General features: G+C 67.7%; 16 protein-coding genes. 1 reads left to right on the top strand and 15 read right to left on the bottom strand.

Features of this window, described 5'->3' with window-relative positions; all coding sequences use genetic code 11:
* Positions 1-58: 58 nt before the first annotated feature.
* The 10 genes from A4U64_RS03240 to A4U64_RS03195 all read right to left on the bottom strand — a co-directional run bounded on the left by A4U64_RS03240 (position 59) and on the right by A4U64_RS03195 (position 10188).
* On the bottom strand, positions 59-1231 hold the full coding sequence (locus A4U64_RS03240) for a cytochrome P450 (RefSeq protein WP_065922155.1): 1173 nt from the start codon (positions 1229-1231) through the stop codon (positions 59-61).
* A 926-nt stretch (positions 1232-2157) separates the two neighbouring features.
* Positions 2158-2949, bottom strand: a complete 792-nt coding sequence (locus A4U64_RS28130; RefSeq protein ID WP_054373365.1) for an enoyl-CoA hydratase/isomerase family protein — start codon at positions 2947-2949, stop codon at positions 2158-2160.
* Between the two features lie 295 nt (positions 2950-3244).
* Positions 3245-4138: a hypothetical protein gene (locus tag A4U64_RS03230; protein WP_168580965.1), complete on the bottom strand. Its 894-nt coding sequence runs from the start codon at positions 4136-4138 to the stop codon at positions 3245-3247.
* A gap of 51 nt (positions 4139-4189) precedes the next feature.
* Positions 4190-5095 carry a fumarylacetoacetate hydrolase family protein gene (locus A4U64_RS03225; protein ID WP_065922153.1) on the bottom strand — a complete coding sequence of 302 codons (906 nt, stop codon included), beginning with the start codon at positions 5093-5095 and terminating at the stop codon, positions 4190-4192.
* A 26-nt stretch (positions 5096-5121) separates the two neighbouring features.
* Complete coding sequence (locus tag A4U64_RS03220) at positions 5122-5823, bottom strand: 4-carboxy-4-hydroxy-2-oxoadipate aldolase/oxaloacetate decarboxylase (RefSeq protein WP_065922152.1); 702 nt, start codon at positions 5821-5823, stop codon at positions 5122-5124.
* Positions 5823-6530, bottom strand: coding sequence for a PIG-L deacetylase family protein (locus tag A4U64_RS03215; RefSeq protein WP_065922151.1), 708 nt, complete (start codon positions 6528-6530; stop codon positions 5823-5825). The genes A4U64_RS03220 and A4U64_RS03215 overlap by 1 nt, the downstream gene beginning before the upstream one ends.
* A 41-nt stretch (positions 6531-6571) precedes the next feature.
* Positions 6572-6922, bottom strand: coding sequence for a ferredoxin (fdxA, locus tag A4U64_RS03210; protein WP_065922150.1), 351 nt, complete (start codon positions 6920-6922; stop codon positions 6572-6574).
* A complete protein-coding gene (locus A4U64_RS03205; RefSeq protein WP_198163380.1) occupies positions 6919-8517 on the bottom strand; it encodes an FAD-dependent oxidoreductase in 1599 nt (532 codons plus the stop codon). The genes fdxA and A4U64_RS03205 overlap by 4 nt, the downstream gene beginning before the upstream one ends.
* 62 nt (positions 8518-8579) lie before the next feature.
* Positions 8580-9014, bottom strand: coding sequence for a nuclear transport factor 2 family protein (locus A4U64_RS03200; protein WP_065922149.1), 435 nt, complete (start codon positions 9012-9014; stop codon positions 8580-8582).
* The gene (locus A4U64_RS03195; RefSeq protein ID WP_198163378.1) at positions 9007-10188 is read right to left on the bottom strand and encodes a Rieske 2Fe-2S domain-containing protein; all 1182 of its coding nucleotides are present in this window, start codon (positions 10186-10188) and stop codon (positions 9007-9009) included. Before A4U64_RS03195 ends, A4U64_RS03200 begins: the two co-directional genes overlap by 8 nt.
* Before the next feature lie 256 nt (positions 10189-10444).
* Between A4U64_RS03195 and A4U64_RS03190 the strand changes: the two genes are divergently transcribed.
* A complete protein-coding gene (locus A4U64_RS03190; protein WP_065922147.1) occupies positions 10445-11194 on the top strand; it encodes an SDR family NAD(P)-dependent oxidoreductase in 750 nt (249 codons plus the stop codon).
* Between the two features lie 56 nt (positions 11195-11250).
* Here the strand turns inward: A4U64_RS03190 and A4U64_RS03185 are convergent, their stop codons facing one another.
* The 5 genes from A4U64_RS03185 to A4U64_RS03165 are packed head-to-tail and all read right to left on the bottom strand — an operon-like array spanning position 11251 to position 16206.
* Positions 11251-11847, bottom strand: a complete 597-nt coding sequence (locus tag A4U64_RS03185) for a TetR/AcrR family transcriptional regulator (RefSeq protein ID WP_065922146.1) — start codon at positions 11845-11847, stop codon at positions 11251-11253.
* A gap of 37 nt (positions 11848-11884) precedes the next feature.
* Entirely contained in the window at positions 11885-12934 is a 1050-nt protein-coding gene (locus tag A4U64_RS03180; protein WP_065922145.1) for an LLM class flavin-dependent oxidoreductase, read from the bottom strand.
* A 40-nt stretch (positions 12935-12974) separates the two neighbouring features.
* Complete coding sequence (locus tag A4U64_RS03175) at positions 12975-13748, bottom strand: SDR family NAD(P)-dependent oxidoreductase (RefSeq protein ID WP_065922144.1); 774 nt, start codon at positions 13746-13748, stop codon at positions 12975-12977.
* Entirely contained in the window at positions 13745-15364 is a 1620-nt protein-coding gene (locus A4U64_RS03170) for a class I adenylate-forming enzyme family protein (protein ID WP_198163376.1), read from the bottom strand. The genes A4U64_RS03175 and A4U64_RS03170 overlap by 4 nt, the downstream gene beginning before the upstream one ends.
* Positions 15365-15387: 23 nt before the next feature.
* Complete coding sequence (locus A4U64_RS03165) at positions 15388-16206, bottom strand: 3-hydroxybutyryl-CoA dehydrogenase (RefSeq protein ID WP_198163419.1); 819 nt, start codon at positions 16204-16206, stop codon at positions 15388-15390.
* Between the last annotated feature and the right edge of the window lie 67 nt (positions 16207-16273).

Below are 16273 nucleotides of genomic sequence, written 5' to 3'. Positions count from 1 at the left end.
ACCTCCTGAGCGTGGTGGAATGGATGCCGGGCGCCCGGCGACGTGCACCGGTGGGGGGTCAGCGCTGCGGCGTGAAGACGATCGGCAGGGAGCGGATGATCCGCGTCTGCCCCTCCGATATCTGAACGGCGCTCGGATCCGCCAGCCGGTAGTCCGGAATGCGGGCAAGGATTTCCTCGACCATGATGCGCAGTTCGATCCGGGCCAGCGGCGCGCCCGGGCACCGGTGCACGCCCGCTCCGAATGCGAGATGCCGGTTCGGCCTTCGATCCAGGAGGATCTGGGCCGGCTCGTCGAAGGCCGCCTCGTCGTGATTGGCGGACAGCCACGACAACCACACGCGTTCACCCTCCGGGATCACCGTCCCGGCAACCTCGACCGGGCACGTGGTCGTGCGCGCGAAGCCGGGAACGGGGGAGATGTAGCGCAGGAACTCCTCGACTGCCGAGGTCAGCATCTCGGGGTGGGCCTGCAGTTGTGAGCGGAGCTCGGGGTGACGATCGATCAGGGTGAAGATGTGGTTGGCTGCCGCTGCGGTAGTTTCGCCGCCGGCCCCGGTCAGGGAGAGGTAGATGTCGAGAACTTCCTCCTCGGTGACCGCGCGGTCGTCGATGGTCGACGAAAGCAGATGGCTGGCAAGGTCTGTGGTCGGATTCTCTCGACGGGCGGCGATGTGGCGGACGTAGTAGTCGCGGATCTCCATCTGCAGTGCGAGGCCCTCCTCCGGCGAGGCGACGGAGACCAGCCCGAGAGACCAGTCACTGAACCGGGAGACGTCCTCGTCGGGGATTCCCAGCAGCCAGGTGATCACCCGCGTCGTCAGCGGGAACGCCAGGTCCCGCGCCAGGTCGGCTTCATCGGCGGCGGTGAAGCGTTCGATCAGCTCGACGGCGTGCTTGCGGATTTCGCCCTCGAGTTCCGCGAACCGGCGGGCATTGAAGACGACGTTGAGAAGTGAGCGGTATTTCGAGTGTTGCGGTGGATCGGACTCCATCGGAATGAACGGTCGGGGCGCGCCGACGGACGGCAAGGTGATGGTCGGCAGGGAGGAGAACCGCTCGGTGTCCCGGGTGGCCGCGTCGACCTCCTGGTAGCGGGTCAACGCCCAGAATCCGCCGTGGGTCTCGCTGTGCTGGACGGGACATCTGGCCCGCATCTCGCGGTGGATCGTGTCGGGATCATGAAGGGTGGCGACATAGCGGTTGTTGTATTCGCTGTTGCTTGTGTCCACTGCTCCCCCAGATTGGGTAGGGCCGGTAGCCGGTGAATGGTGTGCCCCGGATTCGGGCGATGGATCCGAGATTAAGGCCTTCCGATCGGAAGGTCAATGAAAAAATGTGAGCTGTCTCACCAATCCGGCGGGCGGGAACCGAGTCGACCACGGACCACCGCACCAGCGGCACGCTGCCGGGCAAGACCCGAGGCGCGCTCTTGCCTCCCCGCATCCGGCTTCGGCGCCGACAGCGCCCGCCGTCAGGCCCACTCTCGGCGAACGGGTCTCGGTGAGTGCGCTCGAGCGCCGGCGCGGTCAGGCACACCGGACCGGCCGACAGCACCGTTGATCCGAGTGATCAGGTCGCACAGCGAGATTGCGAAGATGCCCGCCCTGGTCACCCGGTTCGGTGCCGCGCCGCAGCCGCACCCGACAGCCAGGACGCGTGGACGCGGGTGGACGGAACGGATCGTGTAGGTGCGCAGGACCGCCTGGTCCACGGGGCAACACCGCGTCCGGACGAGGCTCGGATCGAACGACTCCGGATAGCCGATGCCCCGGCCGGAGGCCGGCCCGACGTAGCGTCGGCCGATCCGATCGATGTGACGTCGTCGAATCCGGGGCCCACCCGCATCCTCCGGCGTCCGGTCCACTCGGCGCCGGCCACCGCCATCGTGACAATCCCGCGCACCACGTCGCACTTGTCAGCGGACCGGCCTCCCTGCTCGACGTCGGCAGCGATGTCCTCCAGCTATTCCGGCGATTCAGCCGATGCGGTTGCCCCGCACTGTTCCCGATGCCCCGCAGTCCGGCCGGAAAGACCGCGGGAGCAAGGGAGTGCACGGCCGCCGGCAGCGCCTGGATCAGCATCGAGATCGCATACCGGTCATGCACCGTACCCATTTCCGTGCGACGGGGGTGTAACGACGGGAGAAGGCGGGAGATCAGTGCCAGGGTGAGTAGTCCGCCGGACGCTTGGCCAGGAAGGCGTCTCGTCCCTCGTCGACGGATTCGGCCGGCACACCCATCGCAATCATGTCCAGGCCATTGACCATCGTGTCGTAGGAGTAATTCCACCACACGTTGCTGCCCGCCTTCGCGATCTGGAGCGACTGCGGATGCAGCGCGAGCAACCGCTCGGCCCACTCGCGGGTCGTCGACTTCAGGTCGGCGTCGTCGACGACCGCGTTGACCCAACCCCATTCGAACGCCTGCTCGGCCGGGACTTTCTCGCTGAAGAAGACGATCTGCTTCGCGCGCTTCTCGCCGATCTGGAGGGGCAGGACGTTCGTCCCGCCCAGCACGGGACACGCGCCGATCATCGTGCCGGCCTGACCCAGCCGAGCACTGCGCGCCGCGATGGCGAGGTCGGCCGCGATGACCAGCTCGTTACCGCCGCCGACCGCGATCCCGTTGACCATCGCGATCACCGGCTTGCGGCAGGATCGAATGGAGGTCATCGCGCGCAGGGCATACACCCCGGTGTCGACGAGGCCCTTCTTGGTGAACTCCCGCACGTCGCCACCGGCCGAGAAGGCGCGCCCGTTGCCGGTCAGCACCACGACGCCGACATCGGGGTTCACCGAGACGCCGTCGAGCAGGTCGGCGAGACGGTGGAATTGGGCCGGTCCGAACGCGTTCAACGCCTCCGGCCGGTTGAAGGTGATCCACGCGATGCGGTTCTCGATCTCGATGAGGATGTCGTTTTCGGAGCCGTGGTATCCGTTCAGGGACATGGGTGAGTCCTTTCTGATGTGACAGTTGGTGTTCAGGCGGGCGGCGCCCGCCTCGACGTATGACGGCTGGTGTGGTGCAAGGGCGTGCCCTGGTCCCGTCCCAGGTGCGTGCGACGACGACCTCGGCGAGCAGAGCGTTGAAAGTGTTCTTCGGGTACTCGGTGCGCATCTCGATGTTCGTCGGCGGCTCGACGACGATCCGGGAACAGTGCCGCACCGGCGACCGGAGCCCGACGTCTTCCTCGGCCGAGGCTGCGAGCATGGAGTCCGCCGAAGGATTACGCCGGAGTGCGGATCAGGTCGGCAGGTTCCACTGGGCAAAGCACATGCCGACCCCGTAGCCGGATCGGGTGCGGTACGCCGGCACGTAGTCGATGATGTCGGCGGGGGCCTGCGCGCAGGCGTCGGCGATGATCCAGTCGGTGATCTCCGCCGTGCCGTTGAGGCGCAGTGGCAGGCCGTGCTTGTCGTGGGCAAGTCGGAGCTCGTCGTCCCCGATGCTCCCCCACAGGCCGACGTCGTCCGAGCGCAGCACGGCCAGGACCCGAGCATCCAGCTCCTCGTCGAGCACGAGGTGGCTCAGCCCACCGGAGGCGAGCACCGCGACCCGGGTTTGCGCGGGGGCCGCCTCGATCGCCGCGCGCAGTGCCTGACCGAAGGCCACGCACCGCTCCACACTCGGTACGTTCGGCGGATTCCACACGTTGGTCACCACCGGCAGCAATGCGAGCCCGGAATCGACCAGATCGAGAAAGCGCATCGGCCAGGTCACCGCATGCCCGATACCGTACTCGTCGACCGTCTCCGAGGTGTGAGCGATGTCGAAACCATTGTGACACAAGTACTTCAGAACATCGATCCCGAGATCCCGAGCGATCGGAACGGAGATCCGAAACTGCTCGGGTCCCTCGTCGCGCCGGTTCGCCGCGCTCGCGTCGAGATGCTCGGCGAGATACATCTCGAACACGGGCGCGGACCGCGGACCGAAGTTCTCGCCCTGGTCACTGCCTACGATCAGGAGCACATCCGGCTCCACCGCGAGAACAGCCGCGCGCAGCGTCGCCGTGGCGGCGTCGAAGCGCGCCTCGTGCGCGTCCCAGAGGTCCCGCACGTCACCGACGAGGCGGTCCAGCCCCGGGCGCGCGATGTTCGGCTCCAGAGCCGGCCAGTCGGACACCGGAGTGATCAACGCGGGACTGTGAGAGGTACCGAAAACACCGACGAGATTTGCCATGAGAGTTCACACTCCAGCTTCGACGACGCGGTTGCACTGTCGGCCCAGCCCGGTGATCTCACTCTCGAGAACGGATCCGGGTACAAGCCACTGCGGCGGGGTACGGGCCAACCCGACGCCGGCCGGGGTCCCGGTACTGATGACGTCCCCGGGCTCGAGCGTCAACGTCCGGCTCAGATCCGCAATCAGGGCCGCGACATCGTGGATCATCAGCTTGGTCGTGGAACGCTGCATCTCCACGCCGTCGACCCAGCACGTGAGCTCGAGATCCTGCGGATCGGCGATCTCGTCGCTCGTCACCAAGAACGGGCCGAACGGTGACGAGCCCTCGATGCTCTTGCCCTTCCACCACTGATTCCGGGAAAGCTGGACGTCCCGGGCGCTGACATCGTTGAACACGGCGTAACCGAAGACGTGCCCGAGCGCGTCCGCCGGCCGGATGTTGCGGCCTGCGCGCCCGATCACGACGGCCAGCTCCACCTCCCAGTCGAGCTGCGCGCTCACCGCCGGATCCCAGCTGATGTCCTCGAACGGGCCGCACACGCTGCGCACGTCCTTCGTGAAATACACGGGCGCGTCCGGCACGTCGATCTCTCCCACCGCGCGCACGGACTCCTCGATGTGCTCCCGATAGTTGGCACCGACACAGATCACGTTGCGCGCCAGTCGCCCCATCGGCGCCAGCAGCGTGAGATCACCGACGTCGCCGACGACATGCTCCGAAGACGACTCCGCACACAGCCGACGCAGCCGGTCGATCCCGGCGGAGCCGAGCTCGACCCACCCCGCCACCGTCCGCGGGAGATCGTCACCTCGGGCCTCGACGATCCGGGTCACGTCGAGGACGGAATCATCGACGCCGGCGACACCGGCATGCGCGACCTCCCCGGACAGAAACGAACACAAACGCATGAGTACCCCTCTCGGGAGAGATTGTCCTAGTGCGGGCCGGGGATCCGCGTGACGCCGAGCCGGCGCAGCTGCTCGCGCAACTCCGGCGACAACCCGGGCCACCGACCGGCCGCAATATCCTTGAGCAGCAGCGACTCCCGCTCGGCCCGGTCCCGGGCACGGGCCAAGACCTCGTCGGCCGACTCGCGGGGAACCACCACGACACCGTCGTCGTCGGCGACCACCAGGTCCCCCGGCCGCACAGTTGTCCCGCCGGCGACGACCGGGGTGTTGACCCACCCCGGCCCGCCCTTGGTGGTCCCCATCGCCGACACCGTCCTGGTCCACACCGGCAACGGCAGCCGGCGGAGCTCACGGATGTCGCGCACGCCCCCGTCCACCACCAGACCCGCGGCCCCACGGGCCACCAGGATGCTGCCGATGATCTCACCGACCATGCCGGCGGTGGACGGCGCCAGGTTCCCGACGACCAGGACATCCCCCTCCCGGCACAGGTCGAGCGCGGCCAACAACATCAGGTTGTCCCCGGGATGGTTCAGGCACGTCACCGCGGGTCCCGCGACGCGGGAGCCAGCCACAAGCGGCTTGATCGCGGGATCCATGAGCCCGCTGCGCCCCTGTGATTCGTGCACCGTCGCGACGCCGAGCTCGGCGAACTCCGCCGCGTGCGCGCCGACGCGCCGGTCCACACGGTCGACGATCGACGGGCTGACGGGCAAGTTGTCCATCAGAACAGCCCTCCCGCGGCGGGCAGGAAACGTTCGAAGGCCTCGGCGTGGGTGACCTTGCGATCGAGCAGCAGCCCGGCCATGATCGCCCGATAACGCGCCCGCTGCTCGTAGACCTCGATCATGAACTGCTGTACCTGCGAGCACTGCATCATCTCGAGCTTCTGCTCGGCGACATCGCTGATATCGATGTAGGTGTCCGGCTGGAAGTCGCAGAACTCCGGGAACTCCGGTTCGTAACCGTGGATCTGCCGAACGACGAACCGCTCCGACTCCGGCAGGCGACCGTGGGCCCGGGCCCAGATCGCGGCGTCCTCGACCACGCGGGCGGTGGCCACGTGATCCGGATTGTTGGGGTCGCGGCGACCGTGCGTGAGCACGACATCCGGACGGAGCTCGCGCAGCAGCCGCACCATCTCCAGGCGCCGCTCGTCATCGATGATCATCGGGTAGTCGCCCCAGTCGTAGGTGCGCAGTTCGACCCCCGCCACCGCCGCGGCCTTCTCCGCCTCGGCCAGCCGCATCGCCCGCACCCGCTCCGCGGACTGGTTCGGCTCCGCCCACGCCGACGCCGACTCGCCCCGCTCGCCCATCGACAGGCAGACGACGGTCACCTCCGCCCCGGCCTGGACGTACTTGAGAATCGTTCCGCCGGTCCGCCACACCCAGTCCAGCCCGTGCGCACTGACAACTGTCACCTTGGTCATGCTGTCTCTCCTTCTGGTGGTCCGCGGCTTCCGCGCCGCGGCTAGGTAAAGGAACCGGCCGGGGGCAGCTCGCGCACATAGCGGCTGTCCACTCCGACCGGCCCGGTGCTTCGCGCGCCGCCCGGCGACCCGATCGGGTTCACCCGGCCCGGCAGCACGGATTGGAAGAACTCGACGGCGTCGGCGACGAACGGTGCGAAGTCCTCGTCCTCGTCGCGATCGGAGGCGATCGCCTCCACCGGGCAGGCCGGCTCGCAGGCACCGCAGTCCACGCACTCGACGGGGTGGATGTACAGCTTGCGGGCGCCCTCGTAGATGCTGTCGACCGGACACTCCTGCAGGCAGGACCGGTCCATGACATCGATGCACGCCGCTCCGATGATGAAGGTCATCTCGACACTTCCCGCATCCGGGACTCGGTCTCCACGGCCCGTCGGGAGGCCAGGTGCCGCCCCGCGCTGTACCCGAACGCCAACGCCGGGCCGATCGTCGCCCCGGCCGCCCAGTAACCGTCGTTGGACGGCGACGCCGCACAGTTCCCCGCGGCGTAGAGGCCCTCCACCGGGACGCCGTCACCGCCGAGCACCTGGCCGTCGGTAGTCGTACGCGGGCCCCCCTTGGTGTCGAGCGTCCCGAGTCCGATCAGCACCGCGAAGTACGGTCCCCGCCCGCGCAGCGGCGCCATCACCGGATTCGGGCCGCCGCCAGCGCGCGGTTCGCCGGTGAAGAACGCCTCGATCGGTTCACTCCCGCGGCCGTGGTCGGAATCGACGCCCGCGCGCGCCAGCTCGTTGAAACGGGCAACCGTGTCGACCAGGTTCGACCCGAAGTCTGCGCCGAGCCGGGCGCCGCCGGTCACCGCCGCGAGCGAGTGCAGCCGGTCGGCGAGATTCTCGGTCAACTCCTGCCAGCTCTCGCCCGACACGAGGTGCGACCGCGGCTCGCCGGGCAGCGCCAACGGATAGGCGAACGGCTCCCTCGAGAACAGCTCCTCGGTCCGGCCGTCGAAGACCAGCACGAGCAGCTCCGGCGCGTCGGGCCCGAGGTGCACCTTGGCCCGGTCGCTGTAGAACTGTTTCTCGTTGACGATCCGTCGCCCGTCGAGATCCACGATCAGGGACGAGTCCCCCGGGGCGACCCACATTCCTGCGCGGGTCTCGGTCGCCCCCACCCGGGTGTGCTCGATCGCGACCTGGTCCCACCAGGCGCGGTCCATGTTGTGCAGGGGCACGCCCAGGGCCTCGAACGCCGGGAGCGCATCCCCGGTGTTCGTGCCCGCGGCGCATCCGCCCCACACCCGAGCGGGTAGGTAACGGGCTCGGCGCTCGGCGTCGTGCGTGAAGCCCCCGACGGCGAGCACGACGCCCAGTTCCGCACGGATGGTGCTGTCACGCTCGGCCTCGAGGTCGCGCACCACCGCACCGACCACCCGGCCGTCGTCGATCTCCAGTCCCACGAAGGCGTGCCGGGTGGCGACCCGGACACCGCTGCGCGCGGCGGCCGCCGCCAACTGGGCGATGAGTTCGTCGCCGCCCGCCGGGCGTCCGTGTTCGTCGGCGGGACACAGCGCCCGCCCGAACACGCCCCCTTGCTCGGGCAGGGTCATGTGGTAATCGGGAAACCGAAGTGCCGTCTCGATCGTCGACCGCAGTGCCCCGATGCCGTCGAGGAATTCCACCGCCTCGGAGGCGATCCGGTAGTAGCCGGTGAGCAGATCGTATTCCCAGTGGGACAACCCCAGCAGTGCGTCGTCGGCGCGGTAGCGTTCGGGGGCGCTCACCCGTGCCATGTACCTGACCGCGCGGTCCTGGGGATCCTCGATGCCGTGCTCTCGCATGAGGTGGTTGTCGGGAATCCAGTAGACGCCGCCCGATTTCGCGGTGGTTCCGCCGAGCACCTCCGACTTTTCGTACAGCTGCACGGTGGCGCCTTCCTCGGCCGCGGCCAGCGCGGCTGCGAATCCCGCTGCGCCGGAGCCGAACACCACGACGTCGACCGGTGACGCCGCACTGTCGGGGCTGGAGTTTCCGTGAGGACCCGGTATGTATGTCATTTCGGCCCTTCCGGTGTGTAGCCCAGCCGATTGTCCAACTCGACGACCCGGCACTCGAAGCGCCACCCTTCGGGGGTGCGGATCAGGGTGTCCGTGTACCGCCCCGTCGCCAGCAGGGTCGGCCGCTCCCGGTTTTCGTACCGCCGGAACATCACGAGATTGCAGCGCTGCTCGCCGAGGTCACCGTCGACGGTGACCTCGGGGTCGAGGGTCATGTGCAGGATCCCCCATCCCCGGGACGAGCAGAAGTCGCGGAGTTCGTCGTGCCCCGCGTAGGCGACCCCCTCGCCGGCGACCTCGAGGCGGCCGGACGGGATGAAGGTCGACGCCCAACCCTGCGCGTCCGACCTGTCGAAACAGCGGTTGTAGCTTGCGGTGAGGGCGCGGATCGCCTGCCAGTCCGCGAAGCCGGCACGGCCGGGGCTAGACATACCGGGCCTCGCCGGCCGCGGCGGTACGCCAGTCTCCGGTGGTCTCGATCGTTATCGCCACGCCGGCGGTGCCGGGCCGGGCGAGCGGATCCTTCCGACCGAACACTGTCCCGTCCTCTTGGTGTGCTCGAACGGAATCCAGCATCAGACGGCGCGTCTTCACGACCGCGATGTCGCTGGTGCCCAACTTCTCCTTGGAACGATCGACGATCGGCCCCTGGCTCTCCTGGATCGCGACATCTTCGAGAATGAGATTGGTGAAGCCGGAGAAGTGTCCGTCGGACATGAGCGAGCGGTCCTGCCCCCAGCTGCCCTTGCCCCGGACCAGCTCGGTGAAGTCGTCCGGCGCCCCCGTCAGGTCCCGGTACCAGAAGTGGGTGTCGGTGTCCTCGGTGAGCGGATGGTCGTCGTTCCACCGAATGAACCACTGGCGGGAGTGTTCGTCGTCGATGGGGGTTCCGATGATGGCGACCCGATCTTCGTCGCCGGTCGGGATGTAGGCCATCCAGGGCATCACGAACTCGGTCACCCGCACATGCTGATCGTCGCCGGAGTGCCGGATCGCGGCGAAGCGGATGCCGTAACCCGTCTCGTCGGATTCGTATCGTGGTGCGGAGTCTTCCGCCGCCTTGCCCAGGCTGCCGGTACTCTGCCCCAACCAGGCCTGGTGCAGGATCGACACGTGTGAGGAGTCCAGGGTCCCCTCGACTGCCTGCAGCCAGTTGCAGTGCGTCTCGGCGACCAGGGCCCGCACGTGGTCGGCCGGTACCTTGTCGAACGGGAACCGGGGGAACTCGGGCGGGTCGTCGTGCACCCCGAGGTACACCCAGACCACGCCGCCGGCCTCCCGGGTAGGGTATTTGCCGATCGTGATCTTGTCGGCCATGTCCGCCAGTCGATCGGCGGGCTCGGACGGCACCTCGACAACGGCGCCCGACACGTCGATCTTCCAGCCGTGGTAGATGCACCGCAGTGCACAGTCCTCGTTCCGGGCCAGCGCGAGCGAGGCCCCCCGGTGCGGGCACGACTCGTCCAGGAAGCCGACCCTGCCGTCCGTGGCGCGAAAGGCCACGAAGTCCTCGCCGAAGAGTCGGACCTGCACGGGAACGCCGTCGGCGATCAACCGCTGGGAGCGGACTGCGGGTGTCCAGTATTCGCGGAGGTACGCCCCCATCGGCGCTTCCCCGTCTACCCGGGTCAGGAGTTCATTGTCTTCATGCGACAGCATGCGGATCCTCCATCATTGTCGACGCCACGCCGTGACGGACTGGATTGACCTCTAGGCCAATAGATTTCAGGTATCTAGAGCCTCGCCTCCGAGGCACCGGCTGTTATCCTGTCGAATGGAAGGGTAACGCCGATTCTCGCTCGGGACAAGACGTAGATCACATTCCGATCGGATTGAGGCTTGAATCACACAGGAGGATGACATGCAGATCGCCGGAGCAGTTGCCGTGGTCACCGGAGCCGCGGCGGGACTAGGAGAGGCCACCGCGCAGATGCTCGCCCAACGCGGCGCCCGGATCGCCGCGCTGGACCTGTCCGCCCCACCCGGCACCCCGAGCGAAACCTGGCTCCCCCTCGCCGCGAACGTGATCTCCCCCGACGAGGTCGACGCCGCATTCGACACCACGGTTCGCACCTTCGGCCGGGTCGACATCGTCGTGCATTGCGCGGGCGTCGCCGGAGGATTCCGACTCATCGGCAAGCAAGGACCGGTCGCCCCCGAACGGTTCAACCATGTGATCGACGTCAACCTGCGGGGAACGTTTCACGTCCTGCGCGCCGCCGCCTGGCACATGAGCAAGAACCAGCGGGCCGACACGGAAAACGGCGTGATCGTCACCACCGCGAGCATCGCCGCGTTCGAAGGTCAGCAGGGCCAGCTGGCGTACTCGGCATCCAAAGCCGGCGTCACAGGCATGACCCTCCCCGCCGCCCGCGAACTCGCCCAGTACGGAATCCGCTGCGCCACAATTGCCCCCGGCGCATTCGAGACCACACTGACCACGGACCTGCCAACCGACCTGCAGGACCAGCTGACGGCCGCGGTCGCCCACCCGCGACGCCTGGGCCGCCCGGACGAGTTCGCCGACCTGGCCTGTGCGGTGATCACCAACGAGATGCTCAACGGCGAGGTCATCCGACTCGACGCGGGCGCCCGCCTCGCGCAGCGCTGACCGCCAGCACACGCCACGGGCGCAGGCGGTCGGCTACCGCCCGTGCCCGCGGCGCGTCAGCCCTTCGCGCGCAGGCCGTCGAAGGCCATATCGATGATCTCGTCCACAAGCGGCCGCAACGGTCCGTGCTCGTCCTCGTTGTACCAGAATGCACACCAGCTCATGCTGCCCATGAGCCCGTTCACGGTGAGCACGGGATCGATCTTCCGGAAGATGCGCTTACGCGCACACTGCGCGACGGCGTCCTCGAAGACGCGCTGGTACTCGCGCACCACAGACGGCTGGTGACGTCCACCCGGCGACGAGGACGACGTCCACAGCTGCATGAAGCCGACCAGCACCGGCGAGGAGACCCGCAGGGTGCAGTGCTCGGCATGGAAATAGAGCAGTTCACGCAGCCGCTGATCGGGTGTCAGGTCGGTGCGCTCCCCGATGATGCGCAGCTCCCGCTCCGCCACCTCGGTGAATCTGGCCTGGATCAGCTCGACCAGCTCCTCCTTGGAGGAGAAGTAGGTGTTCAGGCTGCCCTTCTTGATACCGACCGCATCGGCGATGTCCTGCAGGCTCGTCCCGTCGATGCCCTTCTGGCGGATCAGCTCAATGGCAGCGTCGAGGACCTCGGCATGCCGCTCGGCGGAGCGCTTGGGTGGCACGGGCTTTCCTCCAGTAGGTGCGGCGCGTGCCCCGCAATCACCCCGGCTGCGGCCCACCGCCGGCCGAGGTGCGCAGGGCGGGAACCACCACCCTACCGAACGTACCGACCGCGTCCAGCACCGCGTCCTGCGGCATGTAGGGATGATAGAGCCGGAAACAGAGATGAGAATCGGTGCGCGCCGCGAAGCGCTGCTCGTACGGCCGCAACGCCGCGGTGACCTCATCGGGTGTGCCGATCAGGTTGTACTGCCGCACAACCTCCTCCGGCGTGAGCATCGTGTCCACCTCGACCGCATTGCCGGCTTCCTCCGCAGCCCACCGAGCGTGCACGTCCATCGTGTAGGTCATACCGCGCCCGGTGAGCTTCCAACCGAGTTCGGGGTCGTCCGCGATGAAACCGGACCTCAGCTGGCCGAACGAGAAACCCGCTCGCCGGTGCTCAGGCACAGACTCGAGTACCTGGGAGAAGGTCGCCATGGCGGGGTCGAACGGGGTACAGACCCCGAAGAATCCGTCCCCCAGGCGGCCGGCCCGATCCAGTGCCCGCGGCCCCGTCCCGCCGAGCCAGATCGGCGGCCCGCCGGGCGTGAAGGGCTCGGGCCTGACGATCGCGCTGTCGATCCGGTGCACCCGCCCCTCGAACCCGAATCGGCCCCCCTGCCACGCCCGCCGGAGGATCTCGACGGTCTCCTCCAGTGCCCGTCCGCGGGTCGCCATGTTCACCCCGAAAGACCGGAACTCGCCGCGCCGCCACCCAGTTCCCATCCCAAGGATGAAACGGCCCCCCGACATCTGGTCGAGGACCGCAACGTCCTCCGCCAGCCGAAGCGGATTGTGGAAAGGTGCCAGCAGCACCGCCGTCCCCACCACCAACCGGGTCGTCGCACCGAGGATCGCCGCCGCGATCGGCAACAACGAGGGAAGATATCCGTCCGTCGCCCCGTGGTGTTCGCTCAACCAGATCGAGTCCAGGCCCGCCTCTTCGGCCAGAGTCGCCTGCTCGATGATCCGGGCGTACTCGTCGTGGAACCCGAGGTCCTCGCCCGGAGGTACCTGCCCGGTGTACAAGCCGATTCCGTACTGCACTTGTCCTTACCTCCGTGTTTCGAATCCGATGCCACCAGTGCTATTTCGACGGCGGAAGCGTGAGCCACCCACCGCCGTGCACCACGACCTCCGCACCACTGACATAGGAGGCGTCCTGAGAGCACAGGAAAGCGACGACGGCCGCCACCTCCTCGGGCTCACCCCCGCGCCGCGCGGCGATCGCCGCGATATTGGCTTCGAGCACCGCCGGATCGACGTCGGTGACAATGTCGGTAAGGATCGTTCCCGGCAGCACCGCGTTGGCGGTGATATTGCGTCGGGAGACCTCGAGCGCCAGGCTCTTCGACATCGCCAGCAACGCCCCCTTCGAAGCGCCGTACCCGGTGTCGCCGGGCCCACCGGTGGCACCCAGAACCGAGCTGACGAACACCACGCGTCCCCAGCCCGCGTCGTACATGTGCGGCAGCGCGGCGCGGGTCACCGACCAGGCCCCACGGACATTGATGTCGAGCATCTGGTCGAATTCGTCACGCGTCTGACGGATCATCGCCCGGGACCGCTGAACCCCGGCATTGTTGACCACCACCAGCGGTGGCCCGAGCCGACGCACCGTCTCACCCACGAGCTCCTCGCCCGCGCCCTCCGCCCCTACGTCCGCCCGAATCGCCACGGCCCGCCCGCCGTCGGCACGGATCTGCTTCACAACCGACTCCGCCTCATGGCCGGACCGCGCGAAGTTCACCGCGACTGCGTACCCCTGCGCCGCAAGACGCAAAGCACAGGCCGCTCCGATTCCACGAGAGGCACCGGTCACGAGCGCGACCCTGTTCTCCCCACCATCCGATGTGATCATGACACGTCCCTTCCATGCGCCGTCCAATGCGGACGCCGCAATGCCAATTTGTCGATCTTTCCAGGCCCGGTGCGCGGGAGCTGAGTATGGAACTCGTACGAGCGCGGGATCTTGTAGCCGGCTATCAGTGCGCGACAATGCCGATCGAGATCCGCCTCGGTCGTCGCCGCTCCCGGCCGGATCACGACGGCGGCGTGGACCTGCTCACCCCACTGAGATGACGGCACCGCGATCACCGCGGCTTCGACCAGGTCCGGATGCTGAGCAAGTACGGCTTCTACCTCTGCGGCATAGACGTTCTCACCACCGCTGATGATCGCATCACCGGCCCGACCGACGATGTAGAGGTAGAAATCCTCATCGCGATAGGCCAAGTCCCCCGTCCAGTACCAGCCGTCGCGGAACCGCTCCCGGGTCACCTCCGGCTGCCGCCAGTACCCGACCGCGAAGTTCGGTCCCCGACCGATGATCTCGCCGGTCTCGCCGACCTCACAGTCCGTTCCGTCCGGCCGCACCACCCGCACCTCGACCCCGACCACCGGACGCCCGGCGGAATTCAGGATCCGGCTGCCGAGCAGCAGGCCCTCGTCGGGGAGGAAGCTCAGGATCGGCCCGGCCTCGGTCATGCCATACGACTGCGTGAAGGAGCATCCCAGCCGTTCCATCGCCCTGTTCAGCAGCATCGGCGCGATCGGCGCACCGCCGTGCACCACGACACGCAGCGACGACAGGTTCGGATCTCGGTCCGTCCCGTCCAGGTACTCGAGAAGCAGCGTGAGCATCGTCGGCACCAGGAAGGTACAGGTCACCCCCTCAGTCTCGATCGCATCGACCACGGCCTCGGGCTCGAAACGCGGAATTACGACGTGTCGTCCGCCCACCCAGGTCATCGGATAGGTCGACATCCCGTCGCCGAGATGGAACATCGGTGAACAGTGCAGATAGACGTCATCGGAGCGATAGCCGAGTCCCGCGATCATGTGCAGCGCGTTCGCGGTGAGATTGCCGTGGGTAAGCATCGCTCCCTTCGCCCGTCCCGTCGTACCTCCGGTGTAGAAGATTGCCGCGAGATCCTGGGCACCGACCTCGCTCCCACCGTCCGAGGCGGTGCACTCGATCGGTTCGCCGAGCAACCGTCCGAAGTCCACGACGGTGGCATCGGTCGATGCCGACAGCGACTCGGCGCGGGCGAGATGAGCCTCGTCCGCCACCACGATCACCGGCTCGCAGTCATTGATGATCGCAATCATCTCGGCGTCGGCGAGACGCGCATTCAGTGGGACCAGCACGTAACCCGCAGCCGGTACCCCGAAGTAGGCGGCGAGATACTCGGCACTGTTGGCTCCAAGGATGCCGATCCGGTCACCCCGAACCGCCCCGCGCCCCGCCAAACCCGCGGCCAGCCGGTCGCACCAGGACCACAACTGCGCATAACTCAGTCGCGTCGCCCCATCGACTATCGCAATCGAGTCGCCATGCAGTCGAGCGGCCCGGCGCAGCGGCCATATCAGGGTGCTCGGCGCGGTGGCATCACCGCCTGTACCGGACGCACCGGCCAGCGACCACGTCGCCTTCGGGGACACGGTGAATCCCGCGTAGGAGTTGGCTGAGGGCATGGAAGCTCCTTCGAAACTGGGCATCACGAGTAGGTGAAGAAGCCGCGGCCGGTCTTCTCACCGAGGAATCCGGATTCGACCATGCGCAGCAGCAACGGCGGTGGCGCGAAACCCGGATCCCGGAACTCCTCGTACATCGAGGTCGAGGCAGCGAGGAGGATATCCAGTCCGACGAAGTCCGCCAGCGACAGCGGGCCGACCGGGTGCGCGCAGCCCTCGACCATGCCGCGGTCGATGTCCTCGGCCGCCGCGAATCCCGCCTCGAGCATGCGTACCGCGGACAGCAGGTACGGGGTCAGCAGCGCGTTCACCACGAACCCCGCGCGGTCCTGCGAGCGGATCACCAGCTTCCGGAGGTCATCGCTGGCGAACCGCTCGACTCGGTCGATCGTCGCCGCCTGGGTGTGCAGCGTCGGTACCAGCTCCACCAGGCGCAGCGCGGGTACGGGATTGAAGAAATGCAGACCGACAACCCGTTCCGGGCGCGTGGTTGCGGCGGCCAGCTTGGTAATCGAGATGGAAGAGGTGTTCGAGGCGAGCACGGCGGACGGGCTGACGACCACTTTGTCGAGCGCGGCGAACAGGTCCGTCTTGGCCCGCTCGTCCTCGACGATGGCTTCGATGACCAACTCGCGTTCGGCGAGGTCTTCGAGCGATGCGGTGTAGTGCAGCCGCCCCAACGCACCGTTGCAGTCTGCGTCGGTGATCTTGCCCGCCGCCGCGGCGCGCCGCAGCGAACGTTCGGTGCGTGCCCGCGCCGCCTCCGCCCGCTCGGCGTCCACCTCGCAGACCGCGACATCGGCGCCGGCGAGCGCACAGACACGCGCGATGCCCGTCCCCATGAGGCCACCACCCACGACGCCTACTTGATCGATGATCACTTCCTACTCCTTCGTGTGGTCGTTCCGG

The sequence above is a fragment of the Rhodococcus sp. WB1 genome (genome assembly GCF_001700945.1).
Lineage (GTDB): Bacteria > Actinomycetota > Actinomycetes > Mycobacteriales > Mycobacteriaceae > Rhodococcus > Rhodococcus aetherivorans.
The sequence above is the reverse complement of the archived record's forward strand: the minus strand, read 5'-3'. Positions and strand labels throughout refer to the sequence as shown.

What these genes read in the sequence shown, in the direction of transcription:
- A4U64_RS03170 (WP_198163376.1), bottom strand. Translation starts at nt 15,364, where the DNA reads ATGCCCTCAGCCAACTCCTACGCGGGATTCACCGTGTCCCCGAAGGCG.
- A4U64_RS28130 (WP_054373365.1), bottom strand. Translation starts at nt 2,949, where the DNA reads ATGTCCCTGAACGGATACCACGGCTCCGAAAACGACATCCTCATCGAG.
- A4U64_RS03225 (WP_065922153.1), bottom strand. Translation starts at nt 5,095, where the DNA reads ATGCGTTTGTGTTCGTTTCTGTCCGGGGAGGTCGCGCATGCCGGTGTC.
- A4U64_RS03195 (WP_198163378.1), bottom strand. Translation starts at nt 10,188, where the DNA reads ATGGGGGCGTACCTCCGCGAATACTGGACACCCGCAGTCCGCTCCCAG.
- A4U64_RS03220 (WP_065922152.1), bottom strand. Translation starts at nt 5,823, where the DNA reads ATGGACAACTTGCCCGTCAGCCCGTCGATCGTCGACCGTGTGGACCGG.
- A4U64_RS03200 (WP_065922149.1), bottom strand. Translation starts at nt 9,014, where the DNA reads ATGTCTAGCCCCGGCCGTGCCGGCTTCGCGGACTGGCAGGCGATCCGC.
- A4U64_RS03190 (WP_065922147.1), top strand. Translation starts at nt 10,445, where the DNA reads ATGCAGATCGCCGGAGCAGTTGCCGTGGTCACCGGAGCCGCGGCGGGA.
- A4U64_RS03175 (WP_065922144.1), bottom strand. Translation starts at nt 13,748, where the DNA reads ATGATCACATCGGATGGTGGGGAGAACAGGGTCGCGCTCGTGACCGGT.
- A4U64_RS03165 (WP_198163419.1), bottom strand. Translation starts at nt 16,206, where the DNA reads ATGGGGACGGGCATCGCGCGTGTCTGTGCGCTCGCCGGCGCCGATGTC.
- A4U64_RS03215 (WP_065922151.1), bottom strand. Translation starts at nt 6,530, where the DNA reads ATGACCAAGGTGACAGTTGTCAGTGCGCACGGGCTGGACTGGGTGTGG.
- fdxA (WP_065922150.1), bottom strand. Translation starts at nt 6,922, where the DNA reads ATGACCTTCATCATCGGAGCGGCGTGCATCGATGTCATGGACCGGTCC.